Source organism: Mesorhizobium sp. M2C.T.Ca.TU.002.02.1.1, assembly GCF_003997225.1.
Genome location: NZ_RZTO01000145.1, coordinates 1 through 10,158 on the forward strand (window position 1 = coordinate 1; position 10,158 = coordinate 10,158).

Consider the following 10,158-nt stretch of genomic DNA (forward strand, 5'->3'; position numbering starts at 1 on the left):
TGTCTGGTCATGAAAACTCCTCGAAGTCTGCGGTCCACAGCCCTGAGCCGCATCTGCCTCGACCCGCAAAGGCATCGTTCCCGGCAGTGCGGCGCAAGGGCCGGACCTGTTTCGCGCCCTATGGGCGCAGGCCGCTCTACGGCGCGAATATGGGCTGATTTTGGCGTTTTGCGCCAGCGCTTTCGAAAGCCTTGTGCGACGACAAGAAAAACACTAAGCCAGCGCGCGTGGGGCCTGTAGCTCAATGGTTAGAGCCGGCGGCTCATAACCGCTTGGTTGGGGGTTCGAGTCCCTCCGGGCCCACCATAACCTTTGATTTTATTGATAAAAATCGACATCGGCCCAAACGTTGTGGGCCCATTATGGGCCGCGTGAGACGAATTAGTCCTCCCACTGCTCATCTAGGTTTATGCCCTTGATATCGCCGGCATTGTAAAAGGCCTGGATGTGAAGGTGGAGATTGACCCGGGATGCTACGTTTTTCTGCGGTGTGTTGATCCCAAGTGCCGGATTTATAGCGGTCTGCCGGATCATGAATTCTCCCCAGATACCCAGTCCGTCAACTTCCTTCCATTGGTCGCTGCTCATGATCTCGCTGGCGGCGTCATCAAAATCCCATTCTTCCGGTTTGTTGCGCGCCGATAACCATCCGTTGCGGACAGCAAGGTCTATCCGGGGCTTCGGTCGGCTGGCTATGCCCTTTTCTCTTGGTCTTGTGCTTCCCCAATCACCGTAGGCAATTCGCTGTCTATTGGTGACTTGAATTAGTTCGGCCAAAAATTCCCGGTTGTCGAAAGTTGCGAAATCGACCCCTTCGACTTCTGCAAATCCCTTCGGGATCGTGGTGTATGAGATCACGAATGGAATCTGTGCGTCGATCTCGTTCAACTGAGTCGTGATCAAATTCGCAATTCTCAGCCGCGTTGGCAGGGTGTCAACAAGCCAGCCCGCATCAACCATGATTGCGCAGTCTGCGGATCCGACCGCGTTAATCGCCGCGATCGCATCGGGAAGGTTCGGAGGGAAACGACCCAGCTCAATTCGAAGAGCGAAGGGTCGTCCCATTTCCTGAAATGCTGTGATCTGATCCGATATCTGATTTTGAGAAAGCCCAGCGATCTGTAGGCAGGGGCTCGCGTTGGGGACGGTGTCAACGAAACCAACCCAATTCGAATAGCCGTTGGCGGGGTCCTGTAGGTCTAACCACTGTTGCTGCGCCAAAACGTCGACGTTCGTGACTTGATAATCCTTATCGATATCGAGGAAGAAGGGCCTATCGGGGAAAGCACCCAGAATCCGGTCGATCGCACGCATCAGCTCTGTGGCGTTCGGCCATGGTGCAAGCAAAAAGACCGGTTGGAGCCGATCTTTTGAAGCCGCTGGCAGTCTCTGCAAACCGTTCATTTCGCTTGCTCGAACCGCAAGCGTTGGAACGTAGTTTAGTTGCGAAACGTCTACCGCCATAATTTTCCGATCATTATTGCGCTTGGTTAGGCGGCCATTCGAATTTCCATCGCAGCCTTCGATACGCCAAAGTGCTCGGCCAACAAGTCAACTACAGCCTCACTAATTTGATTACCATATTTCGCCTGTTCTTGGCGGAGTGCTGCCTCTGGCATTACGATTTGAGCAGCTAATCGGTTTGCTTCGTACTCTATATTCTCTGGGGCACCAGACCGATAAAGGACGTTATCCTTCAACGTTCCACCGAGTCGGTCAATCGTGTCACGATGAATGAGGAAGTGCGCCAATTCATGGGCAAGCGTAAAGCGTTGACGCTGACGGCTCTCATGACGATTTATTTTGATCTCATATCCGTCCTGCGTCCGCGAAATTTGGCCGGAGATGTTGAGGGGCAACGATGAAATTTTTACATCTATGCCCAAAGCGGTTGCCAACTCGCCCAGCCTTACTGGCACCTGTGTCAAATGCCTTTCTATGATCTCGCGATCCTCGGCTCTGATTTTCTGCCACTCTTTCGATGGAGTCGCCATTGTGCGGGATCCTTTCATTCTTCCGGCTCGGTCTGACTGCCGTCATCATCTTTTGGGCCGCCGGAATATATAACGCGTTCCATCGCTAGTTTAAGCCGGCCATCCTTTTCCATGCGGCCAAGTTCCCGCTCAAGCATGTCTGGCAGCTCCGTCTTTACGCGATTCTCGGCATTAGAGACGGATTCCGTTCGAATTACCTGGAAACCGAAAACGGCGGCGACAGCGACAATTAGTGCAACACCGCCTAATACGACGGTCGCGACGGTGAGGTTTATAACCGCCAAGTCGGAATAGCTGAGATCGAGCGCTTTGTCCGATGATGTGCCGCCACCAAATAGATGCAGGTTCACCTGGAGAAACGCCACCAGCGCAGCGCCAATGATAAACGCAACAATGATCTTTGCGGCTTCGTAAATGAATTTCATCGCCCCCCCGGTGCGAAACCTCGGTGTACCATCTAGATCGCAGCGTCGGCCAACGTAACACTTGTTTACGTCCAGGCGCAAAGTTTGCCACGGGGCTGTACCGTTGACGAAAACCACCCTCTGGCGCGCCGCAGGTCCTATAATACGGGTAACACTTCGACGATTCGCTGCCCAACGCAGGAGGTCGCACAGTAATGAATGACAACGAAGCTGATGAGAGAGTTGCGTTCGCGTTAGGCATCACGGTCGAAGAACTAGCCGAACTGGATTGGGATATCACGGACAACTCCAGTGATGATGGCCTGCTCTACAGCTACATTGTCACGGTCCAGCCTGACGGACCACCACACATCGTCGACAAGATTGACGGACTGGACCCGGCCACTCTGTCCGTTCATATCGATGCCAACGTTTTCGACGAGCCAGACGGTCCGGAAGAGGAATAGCGCACCCGCGCCGCAAATTGCCTCTTAGGATCGAACATCTCCCTATTTGACGACCCGGATCACCGCTCGTCTCTTCATCGCATCGCGTTTGGCCTCGCGTTCGTTCACGGCACGAGCGATGTCGACCGCGATCCGCTTCTTGTTTGCCTCACGGACGTAATCATCGGTCACCGTCATCGAAGAGTGGCCCATCGCCTCCATGATGGCGCGCGCCTGGATATTGCATTCGGCAAGATATGTCCCGAAGGTTCGGCGCAAGCCGTGGAGGGTGTAGCCGTCGGGTATTCCTGCCTGGCGCGTCCAGTGCTGCATCATGCCGGTGAGGCTCTTCTCCGAGAACGACCTCTTGTAGCCGTTCTTTAAAACGGTGCCGCCTTGCGAGCGGTCGAGCGGCTCCAGCGCTGTCGCCAGCTTGTCGACGATTGGAATGAACATTTCTCGTCCGCCATGTCGGTTGCGGTTCTTCTTCTGGCGGAAATAGAAGGCTTCGATCAGCTCCAACGAGCCGTCAAAGAGCTCGATCTCCTCGGTCACAAGGTCATCCCACTCCAGGGCGGCGATGTCGCCGCGTCGGTTACCGAGCCAGAAGCCCAACGCGTAGCAGGTGCGTGCCGGGGTGCCGATCGCATGATGTGCCTCGAACTTCTCTCGGACTGCGATGGGCCACGCCGGATTACGAGTAGATTTGGGGACGCGCACCCGAATGGATAGCGATGGATCGTTCTGCGGCTTGATCCATTTCTCAACTTCGGTGGCGACCCACAGCAGCTTCTTAATCGCCACCAGCATATGTTTGGCGACGGTCCGGTTCGTTGCGAATAGGCCTTCAATGATCGAGCGAAGCCGATCCGCGTCCAGGTGCTCTACAGGCGTATCGCGCCAGCATAACGGGTAGTTCGGATCGACCTTCAAGTTCAGGAAGCGTTCGATAAGTCGTGCGTTCTTCTGCTGGGTAGCCGTGTCGAAATCCAGCCACTCCATGGTGTTCTCTAAGCGCCGGGCGGCGTGGCCGAAGGTTTTTGGCAACGCTCGACCCGGCAGGTCGATGATTGCGGCCTTGCTCCCTTGGCCTTGGGTCGCCTTCTCGTACTCGGCCTCGAACTCGGGATCTCCTGGCTTTCCCGGCAACCGGACTTCGGGCATGCCCTTGGCGCGGTACCGGTAGATCACCTTGCCGTTCTTGACCCGCGAGGAGACGCCGGGATAGCGGTCGCTCTTGAAAGGCCTGCCCATTAGATTTTCCTTAGGTAACTGCCGCTGTGTTTCGGCCGCTGGAAGGGTTTGAAGGAGCTTCGATGTGCCTTACGAGTTCCTCTTTGCCATTCGGCTACTCCGTTCAAGGAGGGCCTGCAGATCACTGTTCTTGTCGGGCAGGGAAGTGAACGCGACGTCGAGCGCGACACGATCCCAGATGGTGCGGCTATTGACGTGCTTAGGTGCGGGCATGCGGCCGTCAGCCACCATCTCGTCGAAGAGGGTCGAGCCAACGCCAACATAACGTGCAGCTTCATGTCTAGAGAGTCCCCTTGGAGGGTAATGTATCGTGTCGGTCGCCATTCAGATCGCCTGGTGCTCAAGTGCGTTTGTTGGGCGCATCTAAGGTGGTGGCGGTGGTGGGCCAACGGTCGATCTATGCGGTACTATAGGGTGAGAGGATTTTGTGGTCGTTCGTGTCGGCACCCAAGTACTATTACTTGAAAAAGCAAAATTTTATACGGCACCCGAACGGGTCTATTCCCGCCGCCAACCCCAGCTTTCTCCGGAAAAAGGGTGTACTCCTTCCACCTCCAGCCCGAGGCGCGCCGGCGATCGATAGATCCGGGCGCTGACCCAGTTCGAAAACGCCCTAGGCAACGCCGAAGCTGAAGAGCGGAAATGCCGCTCGAAAATGGCCAAGCCCTCCTTCCGCTCCTCGCGCCTGAAGACGGACAACCTGGCCGGAGGCGACCTTTTTTGCCGGAGCAGACCCGTGGGCTCCAGACGCCCTTGCAGACGTCTGGAGTGCGTTTGTCCACAGGCGAGCGCGATGGCGACGTGGGCGAGCAGGATCAGAGGACCGGAGGGAAGAAGCGAGGATGGCGCGCAGAGCGGGGCGATCATTCGGGATCATTCTCCTTCGGCACGAGACGCTCGACGGCCTCCCGCATCCTTTCCCCTGTTCGGCGGCGGCGCTCCCGGGTGATCTCCTGCATGCGCTCAGGAGGAATGGTCGGGACGAAGTCGACCGAGGAGAGGTGCCCCTCGTCATAGGTGAAGTTGATCGTCACCGCCCCGACCAGTGTCACGTGCCGGGCGAGATAGGTTGCAAGATCATTGAGCCTGGCGGCGTGTGCGTAGAGCAGGGCCGTAGCTGACGGCGACTGCCGGAGGATGGCATGGCTGGCCATCATCTCGTAGCCCTTCCACCACATTAGCTCCCCAAGGCTCCGCCATGGAACGGCGTCGTGTCTCTGGGCAGCTTCCGCATATCCGGCAAGGAAGTCCTCGTCATAGAGGATCTCGTGGTCGCCTCGGGTCCATCCGATCTCCGCGTTGCCCCTCTGATTAATTCGGGCGTCCAGGAAGACCCTGGCTTTCCTGTTCGCGTTGCGTACGGCAGCGCTCCAGTTGAGGGGGTTGGTCAGGACATAAACGTGCTCCCTGTTGAGGCCGCAGTCGTAGGCCTCATCGTCGAGCATCCAAGCCAATTCCTCTCTCAGCCTGATTGTTCCGGCCCGGTGGCGCTCACGCGCCACGGCCAGGTACTTGGAGCTCGAGATAATGGGATCGAATGGTTCGCTCATGTTTGAAAGTCCTGTGGAGGAAGATGGCTGGACGCCGTGAAATTCCGCTGTCGGATCGCTATCTTAGGAGCGAGTCGCTCGTTCGAAGCGCCCCATCACATGGTGGTAGACTTCAGGGACCTCGTGGCCTGCGTCCATCATCAGGATGCCGGCTCGTCGTAGCGTTTTGATAGTCGGCTTAAGGGCGTGGAAGTCTTCGTCCTCGTAGTGAAGGTCCAGTTCCGAGGAGAGTTCGCGCAGGAGGTCGGTCAGCACATTTGCCGTTGTCTGGTCGATAGTCATGAAGTGAGTTCCTATTCGTGATTAGTCATTTCTAATGCACCTGTATCAGTAGAAATCTACTGTATGTGATACATAGCTATCGGAAAGGCGAGCGCAATGGGCCGCGGGAGATTTTTTTGGTGGGGAATGTTCGGATGACCGAAACCGACTGGGAGCGGCTGGTGAGCGGAGTTCTGAAGTCCGAGCTGAAGCTTCAGGGCTTGAGCTATGCGGATCTTGTCGAAAAGCTGGCCGCCATCGGGGTCGAGGAGAAGGAGGCGAACATCAGCAACAAGCTGTCCCGCGGACGCTTCAGTGCCGTGTTCTTCGCCCAGTGTCTTAAGGCCATAGGGTCGAAGAGACTTAAGCTCGACTGATACGTAGGGCGCCTGCGCCTGGTCAAAGGCGAGACGCTGCAGTAGCGGATGCTAATTTCGCTATGAGAAGTTCGGGAGGGACCCGGGTCGGGTCGTGGCGCAGGCGGCTGTGGTAGCGTCTAAGGTGATCTGGCCACTGCAACATGCCTGCGCCAGGTTGGACCGCGACCAACGGTGCGGCGGTTGTCTGTGTAGCAATTGGAATCTGGCCTTCATCCGGCCGCAGACCTTGAGAAATTCGGCCAGGGCGCGGGCGCTTGCGCCAGATCAAAGTCGGTGGCGGCGAGATCTATGCCCAGGCCTTGCCGCTTGCCGACCGGCTGCACGTGACCCATGTGCTGGCCAGCGTCGATGGCGATGCGCATTTCCCGCCGATCGATCCCGGCACCTGGCGAGTCGTCAGCGCCAAGGACTTTCCCGCCGGCGAGAAGGACAGCCACGCGACGCGCTACACCGTCTACGAACGCCGTCGCGACGGCCGTTGACGACGACAAACGGTCGCTACCGGCCCAAATCGGACGATGGCGATGGCACATCGCGTTGAAAGCGTGCCAAGGCGTCCCTATAGAAGAACTACGTTAGGATTGCGCCGCAAGGCCTTGAGGGAACCGAAGCGAAAGGACATTCATGCCCTGGAACGACAAGAGCGGTGGCGGCGGCCCGTGGGGCGGCGGCGGCAATCAGGGGCCCTGGGGGCAGGGACCAAAGGGGCCAAGCGGCCCGCAGGGTTCGCCTCCCGATCTCGAGGACATCATCCGCCGCGGCCAGGACAGGCTGCGGCGCGCGCTTCCGGGAGGCGGCGGCGCCAGCCCGGCCGTGCTCGGGCTGATCGCGCTGGCCCTCGTCGTGTTATGGGCCTTCAAGGCGATCTATACCGTGCAGCCAGACGAGGTTGCCGTCGAACTGCGCTTCGGCCAGCCGAAGACCGAGCTCTCGCAGCCTGGCCTGCATTTCCACTGGTGGCCGATCGAAACGGTTGAAACCGCCAAGATCTCCGAACAACTCGTCAGCATCGGCGGCGGCGCGGCCAGCGGCTCCGGGCTGATGCTGTCCGGCGACCAGAACATCGTCAACGTGCAGTTCTCGGTGGCCTACCAGGTCTCCGATCCTAGGGCCTATCTGTTCGACGTCTCCGATCCCGACGGCATGCTGACCCAGGTGGCCGAGAGCGCCATGCGCGAAGTCGTCGGCCGGCGTCCGGCGCAGGACATCTTCCGCGACGATCGCCAGGGCATCGCAACGGCGGTGCGCGAGATCATCCAGGGCACGCTCGACGGTTACAAGACCGGCCTCCAGGTCAACGCGGTCTCGATCGAGGACGCAGCACCGCCGCGCGAGGTGGCCGATGCGTTCGACGAGGTGCAGCGCGCCGAGCAGGACGAGGACAAGTTCGTCGAGCAGGCCAATCAGTATTCCAACCAGAAGCTCGGGCAGGCGCGCGGCGAAGCGGCGCAGATCCGCGAAGATGCGGCCGCCTACAAGAACCGGGTCGTTCAGGAGGCGGAAGGCGAGGCGCAGCGCTTCATCTCCGTCTATAACGAATACGCCAAGGCGCCCGACGTGACGCGCAAGCGCCTCTATCTCGAAACCATGGAGAGGATCCTGAAGGACTCGAACAAGGTCGTCGTCGAGCAGGGCAACGGTCAGGGCGTGCTGCCTTACCTGCCGCTGCCGGCATTGCAGCCGAAAGCGCAACCGGCGCCGGGCCCGATGGGCGTGACGGGAGGTAACCAGTGATGGCCAACCGTCTTCCCATCATCGCCGTCATCGCGGCCGTCCTTCTGTTTTTGCTCTATTCCTCGGTATTCGTGGTCAATGCCGGCCAGCAGGCGATCGTGCTGAGGTTCGGCGAGATCATCGACGTCAAGAACGAGCCCGGCATCTACTTCAAGGCGCCGTTCGCCTTCTTCGATGCCGACAGCGTGCAGATGGTCGAGAAGCGGGTTATGCGCTTCGACCTCGACAACATCCGCGTCCAGGTCTCGGGCGGCAAGTTCTACGAGGTCGATGCCTTCATCGCCTATCGCATCTCGGATCCGCGCACCTTCCGCGCGGCAGTGTCCGGCCAGGTGGAATTGGCGGAGGCTCGTCTGAAGACGCGTCTCGATGCGGCGCTGCGCCGTGTCTACGGCCTGCGCGACTTCGAGGCCGCTCTTTCGGAAGAGCGCGGCAACATGATGCGCGAGGTGCGTGATCAGTTGCGCCCGGACGCGACCTCGCTCGGCCTCGACATCGAGGATGTGCGCATCCGCCGGACCGATCTGACGGCGGAGGTCTCGCAGCAGACCTATGACCGCATGAAGGCCGAGCGCCTGGCGGAGGCCGAGCGTCTGAGGGCCCGCGGCAACGAGGCGGCGCAGCGCATCAGGGCGCGGGCCGACCGCGAGGTCGTCGAGATCGTCGCCGAGGCGCAGAAGGAATCGGAGATCCTGCGCGGCGAGGGCGAGGCGCAGCGCAGCGCGACCTTCGCGGACGCCTATAAGCGCGATCCGGCCTTCTTCGATTTCTATCGCTCGATGAACGCCTACGGCACGGCGCTGGACAACACCGGAACGACGATGGTGCTCTCGCCCGAATCCGAGTTCTTCCGCTATTTCCGGGATCCGGACAGCAAGCCCGGACCGGCGCCTTCCGCTCCACCGGCCGCGCCTGCGACGCAACCCGGCACCGCCCAGTAGCGGGCGGTGCAGGATTTTCTGGCGGCAATCGGCCTGGTCCTGGTGATCGAAGGGCTGGTCTACGGAGGGTTTCCGGCTCTGGCCCGGAAACTCGCCGCCGAGGTGCTGTCGATGCCGGAAAATATGCTGCGGATCGGCGGGCTGGCGGCGATCGCCATAGGCGTCGGTATCGTCTGGCTGGTCCGCGGCTAGCTGTTTGTTTTACGCAATTCCGGATGGAAAACCGCTAAGCGCTTTTCCCGGAATTGCCTCGAATGAAAATTCCTTGGTGCCGAAGCGATTGACGATTTATCCTTGGCCGATAGCTATAGCCGCAAACGTGCCTTATTTCTTGCCAACATGAGCAAGACGGGCGCCTTTGCGGATGCGCTTTTCCTTTTCAGAACCACCGGGAGGCCATGATGATATCCGACACCCTATTGCGCGCGGCGCGGCGCATGGTCTTCGCCGGCGCCACGGCATTCGCGGTCGGCATTGTTGCCGTTCCCTCCTTCGTTACGCCGACGATCGCCGCCGACGGGCCGCCCTCGGTCGCCGATCTCGCCGAGCGCCTGCTCGGCGCGGTGGTCAACATCTCGACCTCGCAGACGGTGAAAGGCACGGAAGGACCGGGCGCGGTGCCGATGCCGCAGCTGCCCGAGGGCTCGCCGTTCCAGGATTTCTTCGACGATTTCTTCAAGAACCGTGGCGGCGACAAGGGCGGCGGCGCGCAGAAAGTGCAGTCGCTCGGCTCGGGCTTCGTCGTCGACGCAGAGCAGGGCATCGTGGTGACCAACAACCACGTCATCGCCGACGCCGACGATATCGAGGTGAATTTCTCCGACGGCGTCACGCTGAAGGCGACGCTTGTCGGCACCGATACCAAGACCGATGTCGCGGTGCTGAAGGTCGACCCCAAGGGCCACAAGTTGACAGCGGTGAAATTCGGCGATTCCACCAAGATGCGCGTCGGCGACTGGGTGATGGCGATCGGCAACCCGTTCGGCCTCGGCGGCACGGTGACGGTCGGCATCGTCTCGGCGCGCAACCGCGACATCAATTCCGGTCCTTATGACGACTTCATCCAGACCGACGCCGCCATCAACCGCGGTAATTCCGGCGGTCCGCTGTTCAACGCCGAAGGCGAGGTCATCGGCATCAACACGGCGATCATCTCGCCGTCGGGCGGCTCGATCGGCATTGGTTTCTCCATCC

At 59.6% G+C, this 10,158-nt stretch carries 13 protein-coding genes, 1 tRNA gene and 1 pseudogene; 8 read left to right on the forward strand and 7 right to left on the reverse strand.

The genetic code is table 11. From position 1 onward, the window contains the following. Positions 1–230: 230 nt before the first annotated feature. A tRNA-Ile gene (locus tag EOD07_RS10535) sits at positions 231–306 on the forward strand. A 75-nt stretch (positions 307–381) separates the two neighbouring features. On the opposite strand, the gene EOD07_RS10540 is transcribed toward EOD07_RS10535, so the two are convergent. From EOD07_RS10540 to EOD07_RS10550, 3 genes are read right to left on the reverse strand one after another with little or no spacing between them, the layout of a single operon-like run. Next, complete coding sequence (locus tag EOD07_RS10540) at positions 382–1,464, reverse strand: hypothetical protein (protein ID WP_127235394.1); 1,083 nt, start codon at positions 1,462–1,464, stop codon at positions 382–384. A 26-nt stretch (positions 1,465–1,490) separates the two neighbouring features. Beyond that, positions 1,491–1,994 (reverse strand): ImmA/IrrE family metallo-endopeptidase, encoded by a 504-nt coding sequence (locus EOD07_RS10545; protein WP_127235395.1) that lies wholly within the window; start codon positions 1,992–1,994, stop codon positions 1,491–1,493. Between the two features lie 14 nt (positions 1,995–2,008). Continuing rightward, positions 2,009–2,419 carry a hypothetical protein gene (locus tag EOD07_RS10550; RefSeq protein ID WP_127235396.1) on the reverse strand — a complete coding sequence of 137 codons (411 nt, stop codon included), beginning with the start codon at positions 2,417–2,419 and terminating at the stop codon, positions 2,009–2,011. Positions 2,420–2,613: 194 nt separating this feature from the next. On the opposite strand from EOD07_RS10550, the gene EOD07_RS10555 reads away from it, so the two are divergent. Beyond that, positions 2,614–2,865: a hypothetical protein gene (locus EOD07_RS10555; RefSeq protein ID WP_127235397.1), complete on the forward strand. Its 252-nt coding sequence runs from the start codon at positions 2,614–2,616 to the stop codon at positions 2,863–2,865. A gap of 42 nt (positions 2,866–2,907) precedes the next feature. Here the strand turns inward: EOD07_RS10555 and EOD07_RS10560 are convergent, their stop codons facing one another. The 4 genes from EOD07_RS10560 to EOD07_RS10575 all read right to left on the reverse strand — a co-directional run bounded on the left by EOD07_RS10560 (position 2,908) and on the right by EOD07_RS10575 (position 5,930). Continuing rightward, positions 2,908–4,098 (reverse strand): site-specific integrase, encoded by a 1,191-nt coding sequence (locus EOD07_RS10560; protein WP_127235398.1) that lies wholly within the window; start codon positions 4,096–4,098, stop codon positions 2,908–2,910. Between the two features lie 69 nt (positions 4,099–4,167). Beyond that, on the reverse strand, positions 4,168–4,422 hold the full coding sequence (locus EOD07_RS38475) for a hypothetical protein (protein ID WP_127235399.1): 255 nt from the start codon (positions 4,420–4,422) through the stop codon (positions 4,168–4,170). Positions 4,423–4,961: 539 nt separating this feature from the next. Then, positions 4,962–5,648 carry a hypothetical protein gene (locus EOD07_RS10570; protein WP_127235400.1) on the reverse strand — a complete coding sequence of 229 codons (687 nt, stop codon included), beginning with the start codon at positions 5,646–5,648 and terminating at the stop codon, positions 4,962–4,964. A gap of 63 nt (positions 5,649–5,711) precedes the next feature. Further along, on the reverse strand, positions 5,712–5,930 hold the full coding sequence (locus tag EOD07_RS10575) for a hypothetical protein (RefSeq protein ID WP_127235401.1): 219 nt from the start codon (positions 5,928–5,930) through the stop codon (positions 5,712–5,714). Between the two features lie 134 nt (positions 5,931–6,064). Between EOD07_RS10575 and EOD07_RS10580 the strand changes: the two genes are divergently transcribed. The 6 genes and pseudogenes from EOD07_RS10580 to EOD07_RS10605 form a co-directional block, all read left to right on the forward strand. After that, positions 6,065–6,286, forward strand: coding sequence for a DUF6471 domain-containing protein (locus tag EOD07_RS10580; protein WP_127235402.1), 222 nt, complete (start codon positions 6,065–6,067; stop codon positions 6,284–6,286). A 272-nt stretch (positions 6,287–6,558) separates the two neighbouring features. Then, a pseudogene (locus EOD07_RS10585) lies at positions 6,559–6,771 on the forward strand (dihydrofolate reductase); the annotation flags it as partial. A 142-nt stretch (positions 6,772–6,913) separates the two neighbouring features. Further along, a complete protein-coding gene (gene hflK / locus EOD07_RS10590; protein ID WP_127235403.1) occupies positions 6,914–8,023 on the forward strand; it encodes an FtsH protease activity modulator HflK in 1,110 nt (369 codons plus the stop codon). Then, positions 8,023–8,964 (forward strand): protease modulator HflC, encoded by a 942-nt coding sequence (locus EOD07_RS10595; protein ID WP_127235404.1) that lies wholly within the window; start codon positions 8,023–8,025, stop codon positions 8,962–8,964. Before hflK ends, EOD07_RS10595 begins: the two co-directional genes overlap by 1 nt. Positions 8,965–8,970: 6 nt before the next feature. Beyond that, positions 8,971–9,156, forward strand: a complete 186-nt coding sequence (locus tag EOD07_RS10600; protein WP_041011943.1) for a DUF2065 domain-containing protein — start codon at positions 8,971–8,973, stop codon at positions 9,154–9,156. 245 nt (positions 9,157–9,401) lie between these two features. After that, a partial coding sequence (locus EOD07_RS10605) for a trypsin-like peptidase domain-containing protein (RefSeq protein WP_245470027.1) occupies positions 9,402–10,158 on the forward strand: 757 nt, incomplete at its 3' end.

Coding starts and splice junctions, on each gene's coding strand:
- EOD07_RS10545 (WP_127235395.1), bottom strand. CDS start 1,994: ATGGCGACTCCATCGAAAGAGTGGCAGAAAATCAGAGCCGAGGATCGC.
- EOD07_RS10580 (WP_127235402.1), top strand. CDS start 6,065: ATGACCGAAACCGACTGGGAGCGGCTGGTGAGCGGAGTTCTGAAGTCC.
- EOD07_RS38475 (WP_127235399.1), bottom strand. CDS start 4,422: ATGGCGACCGACACGATACATTACCCTCCAAGGGGACTCTCTAGACAT.
- EOD07_RS10575 (WP_127235401.1), bottom strand. CDS start 5,930: ATGACTATCGACCAGACAACGGCAAATGTGCTGACCGACCTCCTGCGC.
- EOD07_RS10550 (WP_127235396.1), bottom strand. CDS start 2,419: ATGAAATTCATTTACGAAGCCGCAAAGATCATTGTTGCGTTTATCATT.
- EOD07_RS10595 (WP_127235404.1), top strand. CDS start 8,023: ATGGCCAACCGTCTTCCCATCATCGCCGTCATCGCGGCCGTCCTTCTG.
- EOD07_RS10555 (WP_127235397.1), top strand. CDS start 2,614: ATGAATGACAACGAAGCTGATGAGAGAGTTGCGTTCGCGTTAGGCATC.
- EOD07_RS10570 (WP_127235400.1), bottom strand. CDS start 5,648: ATGAGCGAACCATTCGATCCCATTATCTCGAGCTCCAAGTACCTGGCC.
- EOD07_RS10560 (WP_127235398.1), bottom strand. CDS start 4,098: ATGGGCAGGCCTTTCAAGAGCGACCGCTATCCCGGCGTCTCCTCGCGG.
- hflK (WP_127235403.1), top strand. CDS start 6,914: ATGCCCTGGAACGACAAGAGCGGTGGCGGCGGCCCGTGGGGCGGCGGC.
- EOD07_RS10540 (WP_127235394.1), bottom strand. CDS start 1,464: ATGGCGGTAGACGTTTCGCAACTAAACTACGTTCCAACGCTTGCGGTT.